This window comes from Terrisporobacter sp., assembly GCF_017888745.1.
Lineage (GTDB): Bacteria > Bacillota > Clostridia > Peptostreptococcales > Peptostreptococcaceae > Terrisporobacter.
The window spans coordinates 1-23,170 of record NZ_JAGHFM010000168.1 but is presented as its reverse complement, the minus strand read 5'-3'; the positions used below and the strand labels follow the sequence as shown (position 1 = coordinate 23,170).

Annotated in this window: 29 protein-coding genes; 2 read left to right on the top strand and 27 right to left on the bottom strand. The window is 29.2% G+C overall.

The genetic code is table 11. The features are described from left to right. Positions 1–78: 78 nt before the first annotated feature. The 16 genes from dtd to J7G74_RS08235 form a co-directional block, all read right to left on the bottom strand. Positions 79–528: a D-aminoacyl-tRNA deacylase gene (dtd, locus tag J7G74_RS08310; protein WP_297134025.1), complete on the bottom strand. Its 450-nt coding sequence runs from the start codon at positions 526–528 to the stop codon at positions 79–81. 9 nt (positions 529–537) lie between these two features. Then, positions 538–2,745: a RelA/SpoT family protein gene (locus J7G74_RS08305; RefSeq protein WP_297134024.1), complete on the bottom strand. Its 2,208-nt coding sequence runs from the start codon at positions 2,743–2,745 to the stop codon at positions 538–540. Between the two features lie 77 nt (positions 2,746–2,822). Continuing rightward, a complete protein-coding gene (locus J7G74_RS08300) occupies positions 2,823–3,335 on the bottom strand; it encodes an adenine phosphoribosyltransferase (RefSeq protein WP_297134021.1) in 513 nt (170 codons plus the stop codon). A gap of 12 nt (positions 3,336–3,347) precedes the next feature. Next, positions 3,348–5,807 (bottom strand): single-stranded-DNA-specific exonuclease RecJ, encoded by a 2,460-nt coding sequence (gene recJ / locus J7G74_RS08295; RefSeq protein WP_297134019.1) that lies wholly within the window; start codon positions 5,805–5,807, stop codon positions 3,348–3,350. Positions 5,808–5,950: 143 nt separating this feature from the next. Then, a complete protein-coding gene (locus J7G74_RS08290; protein ID WP_297134017.1) occupies positions 5,951–6,451 on the bottom strand; it encodes a gamma carbonic anhydrase family protein in 501 nt (166 codons plus the stop codon). A gap of 4 nt (positions 6,452–6,455) precedes the next feature. Further along, on the bottom strand, positions 6,456–7,829 hold the full coding sequence (gene scfB, locus J7G74_RS08285; protein WP_297134015.1) for a thioether cross-link-forming SCIFF peptide maturase: 1,374 nt from the start codon (positions 7,827–7,829) through the stop codon (positions 6,456–6,458). Between the two features lie 265 nt (positions 7,830–8,094). Then, a complete protein-coding gene (gene scfA, locus J7G74_RS08280) occupies positions 8,095–8,238 on the bottom strand; it encodes a six-cysteine ranthipeptide SCIFF (protein ID WP_187295239.1) in 144 nt (47 codons plus the stop codon). 63 nt (positions 8,239–8,301) lie between these two features. Then, positions 8,302–8,664 (bottom strand): TIGR04086 family membrane protein, encoded by a 363-nt coding sequence (locus tag J7G74_RS08275; RefSeq protein WP_297134011.1) that lies wholly within the window; start codon positions 8,662–8,664, stop codon positions 8,302–8,304. A gap of 55 nt (positions 8,665–8,719) precedes the next feature. Beyond that, positions 8,720–9,001 (bottom strand): preprotein translocase subunit YajC, encoded by a 282-nt coding sequence (gene yajC, locus J7G74_RS08270; protein WP_297134009.1) that lies wholly within the window; start codon positions 8,999–9,001, stop codon positions 8,720–8,722. Between the two features lie 70 nt (positions 9,002–9,071). Beyond that, positions 9,072–10,193 (bottom strand): tRNA guanosine(34) transglycosylase Tgt, encoded by a 1,122-nt coding sequence (tgt, locus tag J7G74_RS08265; protein ID WP_187295236.1) that lies wholly within the window; start codon positions 10,191–10,193, stop codon positions 9,072–9,074. 30 nt (positions 10,194–10,223) lie between these two features. Further along, the gene (locus J7G74_RS08260) at positions 10,224–10,733 is read right to left on the bottom strand and encodes a phosphate-starvation-inducible PsiE family protein (RefSeq protein ID WP_297134003.1); all 510 of its coding nucleotides are present in this window, start codon (positions 10,731–10,733) and stop codon (positions 10,224–10,226) included. A 16-nt stretch (positions 10,734–10,749) separates the two neighbouring features. Further along, positions 10,750–11,775, bottom strand: a complete 1,026-nt coding sequence (gene queA / locus J7G74_RS08255) for a tRNA preQ1(34) S-adenosylmethionine ribosyltransferase-isomerase QueA (RefSeq protein ID WP_297134000.1) — start codon at positions 11,773–11,775, stop codon at positions 10,750–10,752. Positions 11,776–11,887: 112 nt separating this feature from the next. Further along, positions 11,888–12,904: a Holliday junction branch migration DNA helicase RuvB gene (gene ruvB / locus J7G74_RS08250; protein WP_297133998.1), complete on the bottom strand. Its 1,017-nt coding sequence runs from the start codon at positions 12,902–12,904 to the stop codon at positions 11,888–11,890. Between the two features lie 21 nt (positions 12,905–12,925). Then, positions 12,926–13,528, bottom strand: coding sequence for a Holliday junction branch migration protein RuvA (gene ruvA / locus J7G74_RS08245; RefSeq protein WP_297133994.1), 603 nt, complete (start codon positions 13,526–13,528; stop codon positions 12,926–12,928). A 15-nt stretch (positions 13,529–13,543) separates the two neighbouring features. Then, positions 13,544–14,044, bottom strand: a complete 501-nt coding sequence (gene ruvC, locus J7G74_RS08240) for a crossover junction endodeoxyribonuclease RuvC (protein ID WP_297133991.1) — start codon at positions 14,042–14,044, stop codon at positions 13,544–13,546. Positions 14,045–14,291: 247 nt separating this feature from the next. After that, positions 14,292–14,873: a hypothetical protein gene (locus tag J7G74_RS08235; RefSeq protein ID WP_297133989.1), complete on the bottom strand. Its 582-nt coding sequence runs from the start codon at positions 14,871–14,873 to the stop codon at positions 14,292–14,294. A gap of 157 nt (positions 14,874–15,030) precedes the next feature. Between J7G74_RS08235 and J7G74_RS08230 the strand changes: the two genes are divergently transcribed. Further along, positions 15,031–15,339: a hypothetical protein gene (locus J7G74_RS08230; RefSeq protein ID WP_297133987.1), complete on the top strand. Its 309-nt coding sequence runs from the start codon at positions 15,031–15,033 to the stop codon at positions 15,337–15,339. Positions 15,340–15,525: 186 nt separating this feature from the next. Next, positions 15,526–15,852: a DUF1540 domain-containing protein gene (locus J7G74_RS08225; RefSeq protein ID WP_297133985.1), complete on the top strand. Its 327-nt coding sequence runs from the start codon at positions 15,526–15,528 to the stop codon at positions 15,850–15,852. 76 nt (positions 15,853–15,928) lie between these two features. Here J7G74_RS08225 and J7G74_RS08220 read toward each other — a convergent pair whose 3' ends face one another. From J7G74_RS08220 to J7G74_RS08175, 11 genes are all read right to left on the bottom strand, one after another. Continuing rightward, positions 15,929–16,396, bottom strand: a complete 468-nt coding sequence (locus J7G74_RS08220) for a hypothetical protein (RefSeq protein ID WP_297133983.1) — start codon at positions 16,394–16,396, stop codon at positions 15,929–15,931. Positions 16,397–16,407: 11 nt separating this feature from the next. Then, entirely contained in the window at positions 16,408–16,563 is a 156-nt protein-coding gene (locus J7G74_RS08215) for a hypothetical protein (RefSeq protein WP_297133982.1), read from the bottom strand. A gap of 274 nt (positions 16,564–16,837) precedes the next feature. Further along, positions 16,838–17,014 (bottom strand): RING finger protein, encoded by a 177-nt coding sequence (locus J7G74_RS08210; RefSeq protein WP_297133980.1) that lies wholly within the window; start codon positions 17,012–17,014, stop codon positions 16,838–16,840. Between the two features lie 315 nt (positions 17,015–17,329). Next, the gene (locus J7G74_RS08205) at positions 17,330–18,526 is read right to left on the bottom strand and encodes a MalY/PatB family protein (protein WP_297133977.1); all 1,197 of its coding nucleotides are present in this window, start codon (positions 18,524–18,526) and stop codon (positions 17,330–17,332) included. A 4-nt stretch (positions 18,527–18,530) separates the two neighbouring features. Continuing rightward, entirely contained in the window at positions 18,531–19,601 is a 1,071-nt protein-coding gene (locus J7G74_RS08200) for a M24 family metallopeptidase (RefSeq protein WP_297133975.1), read from the bottom strand. A 6-nt stretch (positions 19,602–19,607) separates the two neighbouring features. Then, complete coding sequence (locus tag J7G74_RS08195) at positions 19,608–20,777, bottom strand: PTS sugar transporter subunit IIC (protein ID WP_330616472.1); 1,170 nt, start codon at positions 20,775–20,777, stop codon at positions 19,608–19,610. After that, on the bottom strand, positions 20,734–20,940 hold the full coding sequence (locus J7G74_RS16705; protein WP_330616471.1) for a hypothetical protein: 207 nt from the start codon (positions 20,938–20,940) through the stop codon (positions 20,734–20,736). Before J7G74_RS16705 ends, J7G74_RS08195 begins: the two co-directional genes overlap by 44 nt. A 36-nt stretch (positions 20,941–20,976) precedes the next feature. Beyond that, entirely contained in the window at positions 20,977–21,318 is a 342-nt protein-coding gene (locus J7G74_RS08190; protein ID WP_297133973.1) for a PTS sugar transporter subunit IIB, read from the bottom strand. 54 nt (positions 21,319–21,372) lie between these two features. Continuing rightward, complete coding sequence (locus J7G74_RS08185) at positions 21,373–21,678, bottom strand: PTS lactose/cellobiose transporter subunit IIA (RefSeq protein WP_297133971.1); 306 nt, start codon at positions 21,676–21,678, stop codon at positions 21,373–21,375. 21 nt (positions 21,679–21,699) lie between these two features. Next, positions 21,700–22,743: an aminopeptidase gene (gene ypdE, locus J7G74_RS08180; RefSeq protein WP_297133969.1), complete on the bottom strand. Its 1,044-nt coding sequence runs from the start codon at positions 22,741–22,743 to the stop codon at positions 21,700–21,702. A 2-nt stretch (positions 22,744–22,745) separates the two neighbouring features. After that, positions 22,746–23,170 (bottom strand): PTS sugar transporter subunit IIA (locus J7G74_RS08175; protein WP_297133967.1); only part of this gene is annotated, 425 nt, incomplete at its 5' end.

Here is a 23,170-nt window from a genome sequence, read left to right as displayed (position 1 = left end):
TTTCATCACTAACTACATAAGTATTTTCACCCATACCATTTTCAATAATTTTTTCTACTATCATGATTTTCCCCTCTCTTAGAATTCTTTTCTTGATTCTAATAATATAGTAACCGGTCCATCATTAGTTAAATCTACCATCATGTGTGCCCCAAACTTTCCAGTACTTACATTAATTCCTAAATCACTTATCTTTTTAACAAATTCCTCATATAGAGGATTTGCAACTTCTGGTCTAGCTGCATCACTAAAACTAGGTCTTCTTCCTCTTCTACAATCACCATATAATGTGAATTGAGAAACTGCCAGAACTTCTCCATTAATATCTTTTAAAGATAAATTCATCTTATCATTTTCATCTTCAAATATTCTTAAATTAGTTACCTTGTCTACCATGTAATCAACATCTTTAGATGTATCATCATGAGTTACTCCTAACAAAACTAATAATCCATTATTTATATTACCAACAACCTCTTCATCTACTGTTACTTTAGAAGAAGAAACTCTTTGTACAACTGCTCTCATATTTTCCTCCTAATTTCTAACCCTGAAAACATCATCTATACCAGGTATAGACCTCAATTTTTTCATTAAACTTGTCAGTTCAGAAATGTCATTTACTTCTATTAATAAATTAATATGAGTTATACCATCTTTCGATTTTCTAGCATTTATTCCATTTATATTATTTTTTTGTATAGCTATCATATGAGTTACATCATTTAAAATTCCATTTCTATCATTAGCTATTATTCTAATTTCACCTTCGAACTTAGACTTCTTAGGATTATTCCATTCTACATCCACTAGCCTTTTGCTAAATAATTCATTATCAAGCTTACAATTTGGACAGTCAGCTCTATGAATTGCAACACCTCTTCCTTTTGTAACATATCCAACTATTTCATCACCTGGAAGTGGATTACAACACTTTGCAAATCTAACTAATATATTGTCTAGCCCTTTTACAATTACACCTGAGGTACTCTTTTTCCTTTTTTCCTTATACTCTTTATCACTTAAGTTATTTTTAACTAAATCCTCTTGCTCTTTTAGTCTATTTTCTTTTTCTTTTTTCTTTTCTTCTTTAAGGTAATAATCTCTAACCTTTGGAACTACTTGACTAGCAACAATACCCCCATATCCTATAGTTGCTATTAAATCTTCTAGACTTGGTTGATTTAGTTTTTTAGCAACCTGTTCCATGAATTTTTCTACTGAAGAGTCTCTTAATGGAATTCCATATCTTTTAAATTCTTTCTCTAAAATTTCATATCCTCTTTCAATATTTTCTTCTCTTCTTTCTTTCTTAAAGAACTGTCTTATTCTATTCCTTGCATTTGGAGTTTTAACTATCTTCAACCAGTCTCTACTTGGCCCATTAGAGTTTGTAGACGTTATAATTTCAACAATTTCTCCATTTTGTAATTTATAATCAATAGGAACTAATCTTCCATTTATCTTAGCACCTACACATTTATTTCCTACCTTTGTATGAACTCTATATGCAAAATCTATAGAAGTAGATTCTGCTGGAAGTTCTATAACATCTCCCTTTGGAGTAAAAACATAAACTTGACTATTAAATACATCTTCTTTTAATGAATCTAAAAACTCTTGTGGGTCTTTAACATCTTTTTCCCACTCCATCATTTGTCGTAGCCATTTAAGTTTTTCTTCCATTTTATCACTGTTGCTCATTACACCTTCTTTGTACTTCCAGTGAGCAGCTATACCGTACTCTGCAATGTTATGCATCTCATGAGTTCTAATTTGTATCTCTACTGGTTCACCTTCAGGACCAATTACAGTAGTATGAAGCGATTGATACATATTTGCTTTCGGCATTGCTATATAATCCTTAAATCTACCTGGCATAGGTACCCATAGTGTATGAACCATCCCAAGAACTGCATAACAATCTTTTATAGTGTCTACAAGTATTCTTACAGCTGTTAAATCAAAGATTTCATCAAAAGTCTTGTGTTTATTTTGCATTTTTCTGTAAATACTATAAAAATGTTTTGGCCTTCCATAAACTTCACAATCTATATTAACTTCATTGAACTTTTCTTGTAATAAATTTACTATTTTTTCTATATAAGCTTCTCTTTGACTTCGTTTCATAGAAACTTTACTAACTAAGTCATAATAACCATCTGGGTCAATATATCTTAAAGCTAAATCTTCCAACTCCCATTTAATTTTAGAAATTCCAAGTCTATTGGCTATCCCTCCATAAATTTCCAAAGTTTCTTTAGCTTTATATTTTGCCTTTTCTTCTGGCATATATTTTAAAGTCCTCATGTTATGAAGTCTATCTGCCAGCTTTATAAGTATAACCCTAATATCTTTTGCCATAGCTAAAAACATTTTTCTTAGGTTTTCAGCTTGAGTTTCTTCTTTAGACTTATATTTTATCTGTCCAAGTTTTGTTACCCCATCAACTAAATCAGCAATTTCCTTGCCAAACATTTCTTCTATATTATCATAAGTATAATCCGTATCTTCAATTACATCATGTAAAAGTCCTGCCGATATGGTAGATATATCAAGTTGCATATCTACTAAAATATTTGCAACAGCTATTGGATGAATTATGTAAGGTTCCCCTGACTTCCTTAGGACACCTTCATGAGCAGATTTAGCCAAATAGTAAGCTTTTTCTACAAGAGTAGTATCTGTATTAGGAGCATATTCTTTTATTTTATCTAGTATCTCCTGTAATTCCTTATCATGCATATAACCACCTATTCTCTAAAGTATAAATTTTATTATATATGAAAATAGTTGGTAATAAACCAACTATTATTATTGTCTTAGTATTTTATAAGAGAGTTTACATCGTAATTTGCTAATTTTTCTCTTCCCTCTAAATCTTCTAATTCTATTAAGAATTGCATAGAAACTACTTCTCCACCTAGCTTTTCAATTAATTTAGCTGCAGCTTCCATAGTCCCACCTGTAGCTAATAAATCATCAACTATAGCAACTCTTTGCCCTGGCTTAATAGCATCCTTATGTATTTCTAATCTATTAGAACCATATTCTAAATCATATTCATAGCTTTCAACTTCTCCTGGTAATTTTCCAGGTTTTCTAACAGGTATAAATCCTATTCCCATACCATAAGCAACTGGTGTTCCCATTAAGAATCCTCTTGCTTCTGGACCTGCAATTAAATCTACATTTTTATCTTTTAAATCTTCTATCATTTGATCAATTGCATATTTAAGCGCTTCACCATCTTGTAATAATGTTGTTATGTCTTTAAAGCTTATTCCTTCCTTAGGAAAATCCTCAATTACCCTTACTGTTTGTTTTAAATCCATTTAAAACTCCTCCTAATAGCTTTTTAGATACATCTCTTTTAAATTTTTTAGATTATTAAGTATTACACTTTCATCCAAATTAAGCTTTTTATCAGGTTTTTCTAATAAATATATTGATATACTATTATTATCGTCATTTATTTCAAAATTTAATAAATTTAACTCCTTAAAAACTCTAAGAATTCCAAATATTTTTAATGGTAAAATTTTAAATACTCTCTTTAGTTCAGTCAATTCAATATCTATATTTTTATTTACAAGCATATACTTATAAATATTGATAAATTCTTCTCTATTTGGAACTATATTTTCCATTATGCTTTTTAAATATATTTTATCTTCTTCTCTATAATACTTAATAATATTCTCATTATTTAAAATGTTCTTATTTAGATACGAATATTCTCCTTTATTATATAAAAAATCATAAAGAATAATTCTATTATATCTTTTTAAGTCTATTTTATCAATATTAGGTGAAAATATAAGTTGCACTTTCTTATTTTTTTCATTAATATAATTAAAATTAATTCCAAATTCTAAATCTGTAAGAGATATATCTGATAAAGCTCTATAAAATCCATTTAAAGTATTCGTTATTACTAATGTGTCTTCTTTAATATACTCAAAAATATTAATATTTCTATTTCCTTCTATGTCATCATATAAATATTCATCAGCTATATCAATAGAGTAAATATTTTCTTTGTCCTTTGGTATTATCTTTTCAAATAGTTTAATAGACATATTATTATTTGTCGCTATCTTTGGATGAGATAATCTTATATCTTTTAATAAAAACTGTACTTTCCTTTCATTGTTATAATTATTTTCATCTACTTGGAATAATATGTCTATTTTATCTCCTACTTCAAAATTATCTGCTAAATAAGACATATTGAATCCTACACATCCATACGATTTATTATCTTCAACAATAATCTTTAAATGTTGTTTATTTTTGCCCATTTTGTATACATTTGTTAATAGCAAATCTCTCATTATAAATCTTGGAGAAGGATTATTCATTCCAAATGGTTCTAATTTATGTAAGTCATCAACTAAGTCCAAATTTGCACTATCTTCTTCTAGCTCATATTCTACTTTTATATTTTCAATTAAATCTTCTTTACTTAAACTATAATCAGCTATTTTATTGATTCTTTCTTTAAGTTCTTTAATATTATTTCTATTAAGAGATAATCCTGCTGCTTGCTCATGACCACCAAACTTATTCATTAAATCTTTACAAGATTCCAGTGCATCAAATATACTAAATCCTTTTATTGATCTGGCAGAACCTGTAGCTTCATCACCCTCTATTGTAAGCAATACAGTTGGCTTGTAGTATTTTTCAGTTAATTTAGAGGCTACTATACCAATTACACCATGTTGCCATCCTTCATGTGCAACTACTAACACCTTATCATCTTTATAACTTTCATCATTAGCCATAATTTCTTCGGCTTCTTTATACATTTTACTTTCAATCATTTGTCTTTCTATATTCTTAGATTCTAATATATTAGCAATTTCTTTTGCTTCTTCTTGTGAATCTGTAGTAAACAATTGAACACCTAAGTATGAATATCCTAGCCTTCCAGAAGCATTTATTCTAGGGCCTACAGAATATCCTATATGAGATGATCCAATTTTATTAGTTTCTATACCACATACTTTAATCAGCTCTCTTAACCCTAAATTTTTCCCTTCTTTCATAAGTTTTAGACCATTTTTTACTATAATTCTATTTTCATCTATAAGCGAGACTATATCGCATATAGTCGCTAAGGTAACAATCTCTAGGTAATTATACATAGATGTCTTAAACTCTTCCTTATCAGTTAAAGCTTGTATCATTTTAAATGCTACTCCACATCCGCAAAGCATATCAAATGGATAGCTACAATCTTCTTGCTTTGGATTTACTATTGCGTAGGCATTTGGTATTTCACTTTGGCATTCGTGATGATCTGTTATTATAACATCTATACCTAACTCATTAGCTATTTCTACTTCTTTTACAGATGTAATACCACAGTCTACAGTAATTATAAGAGTACAATCATCACTACTAATTTTCCTAATAGCCTCTTCATTTATTCCATATCCTTCTTCTAATCTATTTGGGATATAATATTTTACTGGGTAACCTATAGATTTAAAATAAATATATAAAATTGAAGTTGATGAAACACCGTCCACATCATAATCTCCATAAATATATATATTTTCATTGTTTTCAATTGCTTTTTTTATTCTTTTTACAGCCTTGTCCATATCTTTCATCAAAAATGGATCTCTAAGATACTCTAAAGAGGGATTCATAAAGATTTCTGCATCTTTCTCATTATTTATCCCTCTATTATTTAAAATTTGACTAATTTCCGGGGAAATGTTTATTTTTTTGCTTAAATCTGTTTCTTTTACTTTTCCCTTATGTTTCAACGTCCATTTTTTATTATATATCAAAAGTTATCACCTCATTTTTTATGATTACACTTAAATATTATAATATTATTAACTTATACACCATAGTCTAATACTAAGTTATTGTAAATTAGAAAAAGAGCAATATATATTGCTCTTTTTCATTTATTATAATTATTATTTAATTACTTATGTTTTTTACCCTCTTCTACGTAATTTATAGCAGATTTTTTTAGACTTTCTTTTTCTTCATCCGTTAATTCTCTAATAACTTTAGCTGGTGAACCTAAAATTAAAACTCCTGCTGGGAATTTTTTATTACTCGTTACTAAACTTCCAGCTCCAACCATACTAAAATCTCCTATTTCAGCATCATCAAGTATAATCGAACCCATACCAACCAAGCTATAATCTCCTATTTTACATCCATGGATAATTGCATTATGACCAATAGTCACGTTTTTACCTATAATTGTATCTTGTTTTTCAGAACAATGTACAACACTACCGTCTTGTACATTTGAATTTTCTCCAATATGAATTCTATTTACGTCACCTCTTAAAACTGCATTATACCAAATACTTGCATCTTTTTCGATAACTACATTTCCTATTATATCAGCACTTTCTGCTACAAATACAGATTCATCAATACTAGGATTTATTCCTTCATATTCTTTAATCATAGGTTTATTCTCCTTCTAACATTAATTTTGCTTGAATCATTATAGAGCATTCAGTTCTTTTCTTTTGCATTTCACAACCAAGCTCATAAGGTTTTTTAATATCATCATTAAAGTTAATTGCATTAGCATGACATCCACCTGAGCAGTAGAATTTATTCCAGCATGTTTTACAATCTTCTTTAGAGTATACATGAGCATCTCTAAACATATTACTTATTTCTTTAGGTATAACAACCTCTTCATCTAGTATATTTGCTAATTTGAAGTCATCATTCCCAACAAATTGGTGACAAGGATATATATCTCCATTAGGTGTAACAGCTAAATATTCATTTCCAGCTCCACATCCTGTAATTCTTTTTATTACACATGGTCCTTGATTTAAATCAACAACAAAATGGAAGAATGTAAAGTCTTCTCCATCTAATTTTCTTTTTGCATATTGTTTTGCTAATTTTTCATACTCAGCAAACACCTTTTCCATATCTTCTTCTCTTAGAGCATATGGATTGCTTTCATCTCCAACAACTGGCTCAACAGAAGTTAATTTAAATCCTTCATTTGCAAAATGAAGCACATCTTCTGAAAAATCTAAGTTATCTCTAGTAAATGTTCCTCTAATGTAGTAATACTTGTCCTTAGGTCTTTTGTCTACTAATTTTTTAAACTTAGGCATAATAACATCATAACTACCTTTGTCATTAACTGTAGGTCTCATATTGTCGTTTATTTCTTTTCTTCCATCTAAACTTAAAACAACATTATGCATATGCTCATTTATGTAATCTATTTTATCATCATCTAATAATACACCATTAGTTGTTATAGTGAATCTTATGTTTTTTCCATTTTCTTTTTCTACTTTTCTACCATAAGCTACTAATTCTTTAACAACATCAAAATTCATTAATGGTTCTCCACCAAAGAAATCTATTTCTAAATTTCTTCTATTACCAGAGTTAGCAATTAGATAATCTATAGCTTTTTTACCTACTTCAAAACTCATCATTTCTTTTTCTCCACCAAAGTCACCTTGTGAAGCAAAACAATATTTACATTTTAAGTTGCAATCGTGAGAAACATGTAAGCATAAAGCTTTTACAACTTTTTTTCTATTTACAAAGCTTGGATGCTCTTGGTACGTATCTTCTGTAAATAAAAGTCCTTCTTCTTTTAAAGACTTAATTTCTTCATAAGCCTCTTCGATTTGTTCTCTAGTATAATCTTTATTTAAAGTCTCTACGATTTCTTCCTTAGATTTTTCTTCAAACAAATCTACAAGATCATAAGCAACATTGTCAAGAACATGAACTCCTCCTCCATTTACATCTAATACAATATTGTATCCATCCATAGAAAACTTATGTATCATACTCATAATCCATCCTCCTAAAATTTAGTCTATATTATTATATACCCATTATTAAATATATGTAAATTTTCATTTAAATAAAAAATTCACTTCGTTTAAGCCACTGTGTGGGCGCTACACTTCATGTCTCCAACGACTGTGTCAGTTGCTCAAGTAACAAAGTTGAAAATTATATATTCTCCACAGAACAGATAACATATAATTTCCTTATAATTAAAATGAGGGCATTATTCTATTAATACCCTCACCCATCAAAACTCTCTCTTTTAAATTATCTTTCACACTCTTGGTTTGCAACTGTGCAAGAAGTTTTGCATGCAGATTGACAAGAAGTTTGACATTCTCCACATCCACCTTTTGCAGCACTCTCTTTTAAAGTAGCACTAGATAATGTTTTTATATGTTTTTTAGCCATTTTAACTACCTCCAATTATAATTAACTGTTCTAATTATATCATAATTTTTCACGTTATGGAACTTATTTGAAGTTAACACCAAGTATTCCTCCTATGCCTCCTGCAGCTGAAACCAACAATACTTTGTAAAGAACTGTCATATCAAATATATACTTTTCTTTAGCTAAATAAAACATTATGACAAGTATTATCATGTATGATATTCCTACAATAAAACCATATATTAGACCTTTTTCTTTTATATGTCTACATGCATAAAATCCACCAAAAGCTGCTGATATAGTAGTAATAAATGATGTTACCATAGATACTGTATCATAAGATAATCCAGTATAAGTAAGTAATAAGTTATATCCTAATAATATCGTCAAAGTTATTATGTATGCATATCCTAGGCCTTTTAATATATGTATAGTTTTAGACATAAAAAAACCTCCCCTCAAAAATAATATATTCCTTAGGGAGATTTTAAATTACTAATTATTTATCTTGATTTTTTTCTTCAACAGAAGCTATAGCCCATTTTTTAAATGGCATTTTTGTTCTATTTGGTCCAACTTCAAGAACAACTATGTCCTCTTCTACTTTGGCTACAGTAGCTAGCATACCACCTATTGTAACTACCATTTGTCCAACTTCTAAACTTGATCTTAAATCTTCTAATTGTTTTTCTTTTTTCTTTTGTGGTCTTATAAATAAGAAATAGAAAATTGCAAATAATGCAACCATGTAAGCAATTGAAATCATCATACTTGTATCCATACTTTTCACTCCTTTATATGTATATCATCATTTTTAATAAAAGTATAATATACATTATATCGCAAGTTTCTTATAATTTATACCCATATTTTGTGAAAAACTCATCTTTAAAATCTAATAATCTATCTTCCATTATAGCTTGTCTTACATCTTCCATTAATTTAAGTAAGAATCTTAAGTTATGTGTAGTTATAAGTCTAGCAGCTAATATTTCGTTAGCTTTAACTAAATGTCTTATATAAGCTCTAGTATAGTTTTTACAGCAATAGCAATCACACTCTGGGTCAAGTGGAGAGAAATCTCTTGCATATTTAGCATTTCTAACTACTACTTTACCTTGACTAGTCATTGCAGTACCATTTCTAGCTATACGAGTAGGAAGCACACAGTCAAACATATCTATTCCTCTTATTACACCTTCTAATAAGTCATCTGGTGAACCAACCCCCATCAAGTATCTTGGCTTATCTTCTGGCATTAGAGGTACTGTGTAATCAAGAACTTCATACATTAATTCTTTAGGTTCTCCAACACTAAGTCCACCTACAGCATATCCTGGTAAATCTAACTCTAATATTTCTTTAGCTGATTGCTCTCTTAAGTCTTTATACATACCACCTTGGATTATACCAAATAATGCTTGGTTTTCTGTATTTTTATGAGCTTCTTTACATCTTTTTAACCATCTAGTAGTTCTCTCTAAAGAATTTTTAACATATTCTCTATCTGCTGGATATGGAGCACATTCATCAAATGCCATCATTATATCTGACCCTAACGCATTTTGTATTTCCATAGCCTTTTCTGGACTTATAAAGTGCTTAGACCCATCTATATGAGATCTAAAGTGCACACCTTCTTCAGTTATTTTTCTAAGTGGACCTAAACTAAACACTTGGAATCCACCACTATCTGTTAATATCGGTCTATCCCAATTCATAAATTTATGAAGTCCGCCTGCTTCTTTAACTAGGTCATGACCTGGTCTCATATATAAATGATAAGTGTTACTTAATATTATTTGAGATCCTATTTCTTTTAGTTCTTCTGGTGTCATAGCCTTTACTGTTGCTTGCGTACCAACAGGCATGAATATCGGTGTTTCTATTACTCCATGGGGAGTATGTAATCTACCAAGTCTTGCACCACTTTGTTTGCAAGTTTTTATAAGTTCATATCTTATTGCACTCATTTTTATTCTCCTTAATACTGTCTTATACTCTTAGTTTTCTATTTTTTTAACATTATTATGTTGATTAACAAAATGCTCTGTTTTTTCTGATTTAACATGTTCCTCTTTTAAAGGCTTTAGATTATATAACCTACTTAAACTTATAGCTCTTTCTTCTGATGTCAATAAGAACTTTCTAATTGCAAATATTGCTCCTATTGCAAGTATTCCCAGAAGTAAGTCTAACATCCCCGAATTTTTAGGAAGTAGTATAAGTTTTCTAGCTATCGCATATAGTAGTACTTCTAATAGCACTCCTGGTATATGTAAAGATAACATAACAACTAGTTCAACACCTATAACCAATAGTAATGCCTCTGCTAAAAAGCTATTAAGCTGACTATACTCTACAGGATTGCTAAAGTCTACTATATAAGCATTATACACACTTCTTATTAAGTCCATCATCCCTAGTAATACAAGCATAAGTAGTACTATCGAAAGAGCTGTTTCAAAGTTTTTCGATAGTTTTAATAATCTTTTATCATGTCTTTTTATCATAATATATCCCCTTTTATTATTTTATAAACATTGCATCCCCAAAACTAAAGAATCTATACTTGTTTTCAACTGCACATTTATATGCATTCAATACATTTTCTTTTCCTGCTAAAGCACTTACTAACATTATTAACGTTGACTCTGGTAAGTGGAAGTTAGTTATTAAGTTATCTACAACTTTAAATTTATATCCTGGATAAATAAATATCTTCGTCCATCCAGAATCTGCTTTCATATTTCCATTTTCATCAGCTACAGATTCTATAGTTCTTGTACTAGTAGTACCTACTGTTATAACTCTATTTCCATTTTCTTTAGCTTTATTAATTTTATCTGCTGCTTCTTGTGATACCATATAATACTCTGAGTGCATATCATGTTCTAACACATCATCAACTTTTACCGGTCTAAAAGTTCCTAGCCCTACATGTAGTGTAACAAATGCTAAATCTACACCTTTATCTTTAATCTTTTCTAATAATTCATCTGTAAAATGTAGACCTGCTGTAGGGGCAGCTGCAGAACCATTATGTTTAGAGTAAACTGTTTGATATCTTTCTCTTTCTTCTAATCGTTCTGTTATATATGGCGGAAGTGGCATATTTCCAAGTTCATCTAAAACCTCTTCAAAAATACCTTCGTATTCAAATTTTACTATTCTAGCACCATCATCTCCCATTCCAACAACTTCAGCTATAAGCTTTCCATCTCCAAACGAGAATCTAGATCCTATTTTAGCTTTTTTACCTGGTTTAACAAGAGTTTCCCAAGTATCATCTTCATATCTTTTTAATAATAAAAACTCTATTTTTCCACCTGTGCCTTCTTTCGCACCAATTAATCTTGCAGGTATTACTCTAGTATCATTTAATACAAGACAATCACCTGGGTTTAAATAATCTATAATGTCTTTAAAAACTTTATGACTTATTTCACCAGTCTCTTTATCTAGTACCATTAATTTAGAGCTTGATCTATCTAAAATTGGTACTTGAGCAATTAATTCTTCTGGTAAATCAAAATAAAAATCGCTTGTTTTCAATGTTAAACGTCCTTTCAAATTATATTGTTTGAAACATATATTTATCATAATATCAAAAAATTAATTTTTTTTCTACTAAAACAATTTGTCATGTGTCCATTGATACTATTGTTTATTTTTCTGGATAGGATATATTTAAATGCTTATATGCATTAGGCATTGCTATTCTTCCCCTTGGACTTCTATTTATAAATCCAAGCTGAAGTAAATATGGCTCATAAACATCTTCTATTGTATTTCTATCTTCTCCAATTGATGCAGCTAAAGTATCCAGTCCAACTGGACCTCCTTTAAACTTATTAATAATAGTTAATAATAATTTCTCGTCTACATAATCCAAACCTAAACTATCCACGCCTATCATTTCTAAGGCTTGGTCTGCAACTTCCGATGTTATATTTCCATCTGCTCTGACTTGTGCATAGTCTCTGACTCTCTTTAGTAATCTATTAGCTATCCTTGGTGTTCCTCTAGAACGTCTTGCTATTTCCATAGCTCCTCTTTGCTCTATGTCTGCGCCTAATATATTAGCCGACCTTATAACTATATTAGTTAATTCTTCAACTGTATAATAATCAAGCTTACATATAACACCAAATCTATCTCTAAGTGGATTAGTTAACATACCTGCTCTTGTTGTGGCACCAATTAAGGTAAACTTAGGTAAATCAAGTCTTATACTCCTTGCTGATGGACCTTTACCGATTATAATATCTATACAATAATCCTCCATAGCAGGATATAACACTTCTTCTACACTTCTATTTATTCTGTGAATTTCATCAATAAATAAAACGTCATTTTCATTTAAATTAGTAAGTATTGCAGCTAAATCTCCAGCTCTTTCAATTGCTGGTCCTGATGTTATTCTTAGATTAACACCCATTTCGCTAGCAATAATACTTGCTAATGTTGTTTTCCCAAGTCCTGGCGGTCCATATAAAAGAACATGATCTAAAGGTTCATTCCTACTTTTAGCTGCCTCTATAAATATTGACAATTGTTCTTTTGCTTTCTCTTGTCCTAAATAATCCGCTAAAAACTTAGGTCTTAAATTATTCTCTATATCTACATCATCATTTTGCATACTTGATGTGATAATTCTATCTTCATCTTCAAATCCGTACAAGTAAGTCCCCCCTTCCAATTATTATCTTAAAGATTTACTCATTAAGTAACTTAATGATTTTTTAATAATATCCTCTGTATTTAATCCATCTTTCTTACATTTTTGTACTGCATCTTTTGATTCTTGTAATGAATATCCTAATGCAACTAACGCATCTATCGCTTCATCTTTAGATACTGTAATAGGCTGACTACTTAATAAAGTTGCTTCAAACTCTACGTTATTTTTGTCTATTTTATCCTTAAGCTCTAAAACTATTCTTTCCGCAGTCTTTTTGCCAACACCTGGAGCCTTGGATAATTTCGCTATATCTTCACTTAGTATATAAGCTCCTATTTGTTTTGGTGAAGCGAACGATAATATTCCAAGGCCCACCTTTGGTCCTATTTTTGAAATCGATGTTAATAACTCAAACATCTTCAATTCTTCCTTATCATAAAAACCACAAAGACTCATATCATCTTCCTTTACGATAAGCTTTGTATAAATTTTACATTCATGACCTAATTGTAATTTCATAATAGTATTAGTAGATGCATTTATCCTATATCCTATACCATTGTTATCAATTACCACATGATCTAAACAAATTTCCTCAATACTACCTTTTATGTAGCTATACATGATTTTCTCCTTCTATTACATACCTATATTTTTTAAAGTTTTTTCTAGTTTATTTGCATGAGCATGACATATGGCAACTGCTAAAGCATCAGCAACATCATCAGGCTTTGGTATTTCTTTTAAATTTAACATCGATGTAACCATTTGCTGAACCTGAGCCTTCTGTGCTCTTCCGTATCCAACTACACCTTGCTTAACTTGAAGAGGTGTATATTCATAAATTGGCTTATCATTATGAGAACAACCTAGTAATATAACTCCTCTTGCTTGAGCTACTGTTATTGCAGTTTTAACATTTTTATTAAAGAATAATTCCTCAACTCCAACTTCATCAATATTATAATTTTTTATCAGAAGGTCTATTCCTTTATATATTCGTTCTAATCTTTTTGTATTGCTCATAGTTGACGGAGTAGTTATCGCACCGTAGTCAATGACTTTAAATTTGTTATTTTTATACTCAATTATCCCATAACCAACAATTGCTATACCGGGATCTATTCCTAGTATCCTCATAAAACTAAAGACCTCCATACATACTTTCACGAAACTTATGTTCTTATATATTATACCATATCATCATAAAATTAGAATAATACTGATAATATATAAAAATTCCCTTACTTCTAAATCACTTATGTACAAAACAATTTACTCATTATTAACTTTATATGATATTGAAAATTTAAGCATAAAATTACCCCCATATAAATTTAATTATTTTATATAGGGGTAGTATAAGATTTTATATAAATATTAAGGATTAGCTTTCAAAGTTTTCTAGTCTAGTATAAGCATCATTTTCAGTATCAACCACAATTCCTGATGCTAATTCTTCTTGTACTGATTTTGGGAGAGAATCAACTGATATTTCTGTTTTTTCTAATTCACTTTTGTTTCCTTCTTTATCATATTTATAAACATATATAAATCCATCTTTTTCTTCTATAGAATATTTATTAGCTTTAGCTGGCTCTTTATTTTGAGAATTACATAAAATTATTTCATATTGATTCATACTCACTATTTCTTTGTTCGGATACTTTTCTTCAAAGTAATCCGTTATTTCTGCTTTGCTTTTATCTAATAAATCCTTTGGTATTGTTCCTAACATCTTAGGACTTTCATAAGAACCACTACTTGTTATTTGACCTTGTACCCAAATTTCACAATCTTGATTTAATTTGAATACTTCTTTAGAAGAATTCATTTCTTGTTTTGCTAGTCTAGCCTCTTGAGTATCTTTAACTTTTACTCCTATACCTATTCCACATACTAAAACCATCACCCCTAGAAAGGATAATGCTGGTTTTTTCCAAGAAAATTTCTGTTTCTTTTCGAACATAAAATAACCTCCTTATCTATGCTATTTTTATATGTAAGATTTCCATTATATCAAGGAAAAAAATAGTAACTTTTATTAAAGTATTTTTGTCTCATTTCTTTACTTTTATACATACTATAAAGTAATATTTTATTTTTAAAGTATCGAGGTGATTTAATTGGACGAAAAAAGTAATTATCTTATTAATAAATTAGATTTTCTAGAGTTTAGACAAAACCTAATTTTTTTAAAACCCCCTCAACACAGCACCCAACTTTTTTATGAATTAGAATTAGAAGACTTTCTAAAAATTAAGGAATTTACTAAAGAATTTTCTACTAGAGTTGAAAATGGTGAGTCTCTTACATTTAACGACTTTGAAAAAAAATTAATCGAGATATGGAAACCTGCAAAATCTTATCCTTTATCTGCCGCTCTTATTGCAAAATCTCTTTTAAATAAAGATTTATATAGCAAATTTATATAATATTTGTTTAATTTTTACTTGAATTTTACTTATTGAAAGCCATTACTTACACCTAAGTATTTGGCTTCTATTTATGCATGCTAAAAATATAAATTTGTTTTCTATGTCATTTTAATTAATTATCATCATATTTTTATTAAGATATGTCAATACTAATTATTGATTAACTTAATAAGGAGGTATATTATGCCAACAATAGGTTGTAATGTAAATAACTGTTCTCATAATAATAATGGTGCATGCTATGCAAATAAAATATCTGTAAATGGTAAAAAAGCAAGAACAAACAATAACACATCTTGTAGTTCTTTTTTAAATCAAGCTACTTATAGTACTTTAACTAATAATACTTTAGATGATAGTCCTTGTAATTCACTTGGATGTAATGTTAAAAGTTGTGCACATAATGTGGCTGGTACTGTATGTAGTCTACACGATGTAGCTATAACATCAAATATAGAAAAAGCTAATTTATACTCAGAAACTTACTGTAATAGTTTTAGATGCAAATAATCATAATTATTTTTACATAATTAAAATTATAGATTTTAACTAAAAAAGATTGGAACATAAGCTCCAATCTTTTTTATTAATTTATTAAATCTTCATATAAATCTGTATCTTCTCTATTTAGATATGCATATCTAGTAATTATTTTTTCTTCATCTTCAAATTTATCTAATATCTTAATAGAATAATCATCTGTTGCTATATTAATTAACTCTTTTTCATATTCATCATACATCTCATTCAATATTTTTCTAAGTTCTTTCATACTTCCTTCAAATAATTCAACAGAGTCTACACTTATGTATTGTTCTTTAAGCCCACCTTCAAATGTAGTCATAATAAAGTATATTTTTTTACATCCTTCACAACGTGCTACTATATTTTCATTTCTTAATATGTACGCTCCTTTAATATCTTTATTAGGTTGAATTCTAAGTTCTGATTCATTTATTTCTTTAAACAAAACCTTTAAATTCTTTTCACATTGACAATCACATATTTTCATCTTCAAATCTTCTTCTGTTAAAAATTTTGTAATAGTAACCATTTAATTTTCTCCTATTTCCCCATAGATATATATTCTGATAATTTAGATCTACCTTCTTTAATTTCTTTTATTAATTTATTTAAGAAATTTTCTGACTTTATAGATAATATTAATTCACAAGGATTATAGTAAATTTCTAGATTTAATAGCTTCTTCATTACTTTCATATCTACTTTGGCGTATATAACATAATTTTCCCCCTTCTATTATTCCATAATTGTTATTTTATTTTATATTCTATACTTTTCATATGCAGGACTTTGGTGTGATATAAAAATAAAACATCGATTCTAGATCCCCTTTATAATATTGTACCAGTTTATTTTAAATATTTTATTATCATTTGTAAGATTTCTTATTATTAGTAAAAATATTTTATAAAAAAATCTAGATATATTCATATCTAGATTTTTTATAAATATTTTTGCTATTACTTTACTACTATTCATCGCTCAATTCATCTTTAAATCTTTTATTCGTGCAATAAATACACTCTTCTATGATTTCTTGCCAGCATATTTTATGATAGATATGATTACAGATCTCACATATAACTAAATCTTCTTCACTCATAATTTTACCTTCACAAACATAGCAGGTATTTTTCTCTTTTTTCATTATTTTAATCATCCCCTTTTTAATAAGTATAATATATATTATCTAATATATAATCTAATAAACTTAAGATAATTCAAATTTATTATTTTATAATAAAAAATCCTTATTACTAGAATCAATAAGCTATATATAAAAACACCTCTAGATTAGTAAATATAGTTTCAGTCTATATTTACTAATCTAGAGGTGACAGATTTTTATCAATTAAATATTTAAACTATTTTAATTATTTCAGGCAAATAAAAATAAACCCCACATATATTGAATAAATATCAACATATATGGGATTTATTTTTCTATTTATCAAATACTAATTTAAGCTTTTTGACAATACATATTTTTATAAGTTTCTTTAATTCTATTTAGTGCTTCATTTAATGTTTCTTTAGGACACCCTATATTAAGACGGATAAATCCTTCTCCATCTTTTACAAAGTAACTTCCAACTACCATAGTTAAGTTTGCATTTCTAAAAAATTCTTTAGACTCTTCCTCATTATTAAACACTTCTCTTACATCTATCCATGCTAAGAAAGAAGAGTCTGACTTCATAACCTTTGCTTTTGGCATGTATTTTTCAAAGAAATCATAAACTATCTCAAAGTTACTTTCTACATAGTCAGTCATCTCATCTAACCATTGCTCACTTTCATTATATGCTGCAATAATTGCAGGAACTGCAAATACATTCGGAGAAGTTATAGAGTTACTTTTTAGTCTTTCTAATAAAGTTTCTCTAATTTTAGAATCTCTTATTATCACATAAGATGTTTTTAATCCACCTAAGTTAAATCCTTTGTTAGGAGACACACATAATATACTATTTTTATAAATTTCAGGATGAGCATTCCATAAAGACACAAATGTATTATTTTTAAATACTACATCTCTATGAATTTCATCACTTACTAAAAGTACATTATACTTCAAGCATAATTCTGACACTTGATATAATTCTTCTTTTGTCCATATACGACCAGATGGGTTTTGTGGACTACAGAATATAAATACTTTTATATTACCAGACTTCATTTGATTTTCCATATCTTCAAAGTCAATATAATATCTATTATGCTCTAATTTTAATGGGCTACAATATAACTTTCTATTATTATTTTCTACAGCTTCCGCAAAAGGATCATAGGCTGGTGTATTTATTAATACTCCTTCTCCCTCTTTAGTATATGCTTGAACTATATAGTGAAGAGTTGAAACTGTACCAAAAGTTAATTTTATCCATTCTTTTTCTATGTGAACATCAAACCTTCTTTTATTCCAGTTTATAACAGCTTCATAGAAGTCATCTCCTATGAAAGTATAACTGTAATCTCCTACAGATGCTCTTTTTATTATTGCCTCTTTTATAGCTGGAGCACATTCAAAATCAATATCAGCTAAATCCATAGGAATTGCATTTTCATCTAATCCAAATTTTTCTTTGATTACAGTATTGCTCCATTTTCTACAATTACCTTCTTTACGATTTAGTACTTTGTCAAAATTATATTTCATAGCTTTACTCTCCTAATATTATAAAGTCCTTAGATGTCTTATTAAGTGAAACACCCTTTCCATCAATTATGACAATATCATCTTCAATTCTAACTCCTCCTACATCTGGAATATAAATACCTGGCTCACAAGACATTACCATCCCTTCAGTTAGAATATCATCACTTCTTGAGTTTAGTGTTGGTACTTCTCCATCGCCAAGACCTATTCCATGACCTAGTCCGTGATTGAAATAATCTCCAAATCCATTATCTTCTATAATTTTTCTAGCAACATTATCAACATCACTAGCTTTCATGCCTTCTTTTATTGCCTCTATTGCCGATAATTGTGCTTTTAAAACTACATCATATATTTCTTGAATAATTTTAGGTGGCTTACCTATAGATATTGTACGAGTCATATCAGACTGATATCCTTGGTAAACAACTCCAAAATCTATTGTTATAGCTTCGTTTTTCTTTAATTTTTTAGTTGTAGGTCTTCCGTGAGGCATAGCCCCTCTTGCACCAGATGCTACTATTGGTTCAAATGACATGCCACTTGCACCTTTCTTAAGTGCATAATATTGAAGTAGGGCTGAAACCTCTAGCTCAGTCATACCTTCTTTTATTTCAGATATAACTTCGCTAAAGACTTCATCTGTAATTTCACAAGCTTTTTTAATAAACTCAATTTCTTCTTTAGATTTTACAGCCCTTACTTTGCCTAATTCATTAGTTATTAAACTAATATTAAAGTCCGCCTTTTCCAGCAAGATATACTCTTGTATACTCATAGCTTGGCTTTCTATTGCTATATTTTTTATATTCAGTTCTTCTAATAATTCAATTATACTTGGTATATAAGAACCCTGAGACACAACCCTTTTTATAAATCCAGATGTTTTTTTATCTGCTTCGTCAGTATATCTACCATCTAGAATCTGATATTTTTCTTCTTTTGTAATAAGCACATAAACACCACTACCTGTTAATGCACCTATATACCTTTTATTATTTTTGCCTTTGATTAAAAGAGCGTCAACACCTCTTTCTTCAATTAAATCTCTTATTCTTTCTACTCTATCATCCATAAAATATTAGAAATCTAACCCTAAATCTCCTAATAGATCTTCGTCTTCTTCAGAGAATATATTCTTATCTGCATTTTTAGCTTCTTCTTTTTCTTTAGCTTCTTGTTGACGTTCCATTATCTTGAAGAATGGCCAGTATAATGCTACTGCTAATACTAATTGTAAAGCATTAACTACTATAGAACGCCAGTCTCCATTAGTTAAGAATCCTTCTAAGAATACCCCTACATATGGAGGGTCAAATACTGGTTTGGCTAACCATCCCCAGTGCATAAAGAACATTGGTAATGTACCTATTATAGCTCCACCAAATACATGTGGTATGAACATTATTGGATTTAATATTATTGGAGCACCAAATAATATTGGTTCATTTATTCCAAATAATGCTGGGAATAATGATACACGACCTATTTTCTTATAAGTTTGATTTTTAGATAACATACAAGCTATTACGCACCCTATACTAATACCGCAACCTATAAATCCGAAGAATGCACTTGAAACTCCTCCTGTGTAGAAATGTGGTATTGGTTGTCCTGCTTGCATCGCTGCTATATTTTCAGCTATAAATGTAACCATTATAGGCCCAGTTAAAGGCTTAAATACTGATGAATGTATACCAAAGAAGAACACTGTACATATAGCAAAATTAAGTACAAGAACTGCCCATGGATTATCCATACTTCCTACTAGTGGAGATAAGAATTGAGTAAGTATTTGTGGAGGCAATTCTCCAAATACAGCTAATGAAATAAAACGAGCTGCTATGAAAGTACCACAAACTATAATAGTAGTTGGTATTAATTCAAAAGATTTAGATACAAAATCTGGTACTCCCTCTGGCATTCTTATTGTAAGATTCTTTTCCTTACAGAAATTATATAACTCCACAGATCCAAGACCAGCTATCATACCTGTAAATAGACCTTTAGCACCTAGGTTTCCTAATTCTAATGCACCATCTGGTGTAAAAGTTGCTACTAAGAATAAGAATGAGAACGTTGCAAGTGTAACACAACCTGGTATATATAATTTATAATAATTACCTAAGTTAAATGCAATACACATACATGCATATAATCCTATTAATCCTATAGAAAGACTTACTGGTAAATCTAATACTGCTGCATTATTTAATATAAATTGACTTATTGGATTTCCTTCTCCAAGCATATTTGGAAGTGCTGGAAGTATTGCAAATATACTTCCTAATATTGTTAAATGGTGTCATAGCAACCATACCAGCCTTTATAGCTCCAAGGTGACGTTGATTATCAACCTTGTGAGCTAAAGGCATAAATACACGATTCATAAATGATTCAAACTTTGCGAACATTTTTAACCCCCTATTTATAATTTTATTATTTCAAATCTATTTTGCTTTAGAAGCTAATTCATGTTTCTTATATGTTACTAAAGCAAGTTTCATTACTGTTGCTCCATCCATCTTGCCATATACGTCTTTATCGATTACTACGAATGGCTTATTTCTTGGCTCACATATTGATTCTATAAAATCAGTTTTATGAGATACTTGTGGTCCAACTAAAACTATATCCCAGTTATCTATTTCGCTTTCTAATGAATCCGCTGGTATAGCTGTAAAATCAAAATCATTTTCATTAAGCTTAGCGCTTTCCTTTACCACCTTCTTCATATTTTGCATTAGCATATTTGTAGAAAATCCACCTGCACAACATAATAATATTTTCATAATTATTCCTCCTAAAATTTGTATTTTTATTTTTATAAATAATTTATATATTTATTACTTATCAAAAACTTCTATTAAAGCTTCTATTAAATCTTTTGCTAATTGAGATGTCATATAGTGATCTTGAGCATGAACCATTAAAAGACTCATCGCTGGACTTTCAACATCTTCACTTATATCTTGAGTTATTAATTGTGTTTGTATGTTATGAGCTTCAACATCTATTTTACGAGCTTCAGCTATTAATGCTCTTGCTCCTTCAAAATCATTTTCCTTAACTTTCTTTAAAGCTTGGAAAACTTTAGCTTTACTTTCACCTGCTGTTGATATAAGTTCCATTATTTGCATTTCTGTTGACATTTTCTTATTCTCCTTTTTACTTTACATAAAATTTATTATATTTTTATATTTTTCTTCATCAAAATTTAAAATTAATTGTGTATACAATTCTATAATAGATTCTAAGTCCTTGTTACTTACTATAGAGAATGCACAGTGTCCATATCTAACTGGTACACAAGTCACTGCACAAGGTTTTCCCTCATTTACAAGGTGTGCCTCTCCTCCATCAGTTCCACCTGATTCAAACATATCATGTTGAAGTGATATATTATTTTTTTCAGCAGTTTCTATTATGTAATTTATCATTTTTTTATTTGGCACTAGAGTTCTATCTCTATGCATTAACATTACACCTTTATCAATTTGTTTTTGATTTGTATGGTCTCTTACAAATTCATTTTTAGCACATGCTACATCTATTATGAATGCTATATCAGGATTTATTAACTGAGTTGCAGTTTTTCCGCCTCTTATGCCAACTTCTTCACTACTTGTTGCTGCAAAATGAATATTACAATTTAGATCATTTTTATCTAATCTTTTTAATACTTCTCCCATTACAAAGCATCCTATTCTATCATCAAAAGCTTTACCTACTAATCTATTTTGTAAAGTAAACTCTTCAAATTCAGTTGTATATGTTACCATATCTCCAACTTTGATACCCAAATTGTATACATCTTCTGCCGTACATGCTCCAATATCTGCATATATCTTCTCAGCTTTACCATCATTATATGTACCATTTATAATAGCTGGAATTTTCCTTCCATCACTTGTTGTAATTCTGACTTTTTGTGTGAATTGTGCAAGAGGTTTTACGCCTCCTATTGTTATCAAATGAATCATACCAAGGTTATCGATGCTTCTTACCATAAAACCAACTTCATCCATATGAGCATAAACCATTACATTTGGTAATTTTTCATCTTTTATCTTAGAAAAAATTATACTACCTAGTCCATCGCATACTATTTCGTCGCTATAGTCTTTTAACTCCTCTAATAAAACTTGTCTAACTTCTCCTTCATTAGAAGCTATTCCATCCGCTTCTGATAATCTTTTAAAAAACTCTATATTCATGCCTACCCCCCTATGTAGATTTTTAATTTATACATAAACTCTTCATAAGATCGTGACTTATTTAGCATATCTACTATATCTTTATTTGTCATAACCTTAGTTAAGTATTTAGATATCTGTTTATGAAGTTCTAAATTTCCCTTTATTAAGGAAATCATAAAAATTATTTTTGGTTTTCTACCTTCATAACTAATATCAGAATGTACCAAAGCTACTGATATAATATTTTTACTCCCTGTCATTTCAATTGGATGAGGTATTGATACTCCATTTGTATAAATAGTACTTAAGTAAGATTCTCTTTCCCATACATCTTTAGGATAACTTGGTGAACAAACACCTTCATCAACTATATCTTGTGACATATTGTAAAGAATATCTTTATAATCAGTTTTTTCTTCTATACATCTAAAATGTTTTTTGCTAA

What these genes read in the sequence shown, in the direction of transcription:
- J7G74_RS08220 (WP_297133983.1), bottom strand. Translation starts at nt 16,396, where the DNA reads ATGGTTACTATTACAAAATTTTTAACAGAAGAAGATTTGAAGATGAAA.
- ypdE (WP_297133969.1), bottom strand. Translation starts at nt 22,743, where the DNA reads ATGAATATAGAGTTTTTTAAAAGATTATCAGAAGCGGATGGAATAGCT.
- J7G74_RS08200 (WP_297133975.1), bottom strand. Translation starts at nt 19,601, where the DNA reads ATGGATGATAGAGTAGAAAGAATAAGAGATTTAATTGAAGAAAGAGGT.
- tgt (WP_187295236.1), bottom strand. Translation starts at nt 10,193, where the DNA reads ATGAGTGCAATAAGATATGAACTTATAAAAACTTGCAAACAAAGTGGT.
- scfB (WP_297134015.1), bottom strand. Translation starts at nt 7,829, where the DNA reads ATGAGTATGATACATAAGTTTTCTATGGATGGATACAATATTGTATTA.
- J7G74_RS08225 (WP_297133985.1), top strand. Translation starts at nt 15,526, where the DNA reads ATGCCAACAATAGGTTGTAATGTAAATAACTGTTCTCATAATAATAAT.
- J7G74_RS08215 (WP_297133982.1), bottom strand. Translation starts at nt 16,563, where the DNA reads ATGAAAGTAATGAAGAAGCTATTAAATCTAGAAATTTACTATAATCCT.
- ruvA (WP_297133994.1), bottom strand. Translation starts at nt 13,528, where the DNA reads ATGTATAGCTACATAAAAGGTAGTATTGAGGAAATTTGTTTAGATCAT.
- dtd (WP_297134025.1), bottom strand. Translation starts at nt 528, where the DNA reads ATGAGAGCAGTTGTACAAAGAGTTTCTTCTTCTAAAGTAACAGTAGAT.
- J7G74_RS08300 (WP_297134021.1), bottom strand. Translation starts at nt 3,335, where the DNA reads ATGGATTTAAAACAAACAGTAAGGGTAATTGAGGATTTTCCTAAGGAA.
- J7G74_RS08235 (WP_297133989.1), bottom strand. Translation starts at nt 14,873, where the DNA reads ATGTTCGAAAAGAAACAGAAATTTTCTTGGAAAAAACCAGCATTATCC.
- J7G74_RS08190 (WP_297133973.1), bottom strand. Translation starts at nt 21,318, where the DNA reads ATGAAAATATTATTATGTTGTGCAGGTGGATTTTCTACAAATATGCTA.
- yajC (WP_297134009.1), bottom strand. Translation starts at nt 9,001, where the DNA reads ATGGATACAAGTATGATGATTTCAATTGCTTACATGGTTGCATTATTT.
- J7G74_RS08205 (WP_297133977.1), bottom strand. Translation starts at nt 18,526, where the DNA reads ATGAAATATAATTTTGACAAAGTACTAAATCGTAAAGAAGGTAATTGT.
- J7G74_RS08210 (WP_297133980.1), bottom strand. Translation starts at nt 17,014, where the DNA reads ATGAAAAAAGAGAAAAATACCTGCTATGTTTGTGAAGGTAAAATTATG.
- ruvC (WP_297133991.1), bottom strand. Translation starts at nt 14,044, where the DNA reads ATGAGGATACTAGGAATAGATCCCGGTATAGCAATTGTTGGTTATGGG.
- J7G74_RS08260 (WP_297134003.1), bottom strand. Translation starts at nt 10,733, where the DNA reads ATGATAAAAAGACATGATAAAAGATTATTAAAACTATCGAAAAACTTT.
- scfA (WP_187295239.1), bottom strand. Translation starts at nt 8,238, where the DNA reads ATGGCTAAAAAACATATAAAAACATTATCTAGTGCTACTTTAAAAGAG.
- J7G74_RS08275 (WP_297134011.1), bottom strand. Translation starts at nt 8,664, where the DNA reads ATGTCTAAAACTATACATATATTAAAAGGCCTAGGATATGCATACATA.
- J7G74_RS08290 (WP_297134017.1), bottom strand. Translation starts at nt 6,451, where the DNA reads ATGATTAAAGAATATGAAGGAATAAATCCTAGTATTGATGAATCTGTA.
- J7G74_RS16705 (WP_330616471.1), bottom strand. Translation starts at nt 20,940, where the DNA reads ATGTTCGCAAAGTTTGAATCATTTATGAATCGTGTATTTATGCCTTTA.
- J7G74_RS08185 (WP_297133971.1), bottom strand. Translation starts at nt 21,678, where the DNA reads ATGTCAACAGAAATGCAAATAATGGAACTTATATCAACAGCAGGTGAA.
- J7G74_RS08305 (WP_297134024.1), bottom strand. Translation starts at nt 2,745, where the DNA reads ATGCATGATAAGGAATTACAGGAGATACTAGATAAAATAAAAGAATAT.
- J7G74_RS08195 (WP_330616472.1), bottom strand. Translation starts at nt 20,777, where the DNA reads ATGCTTGGAGAAGGAAATCCAATAAGTCAATTTATATTAAATAATGCA.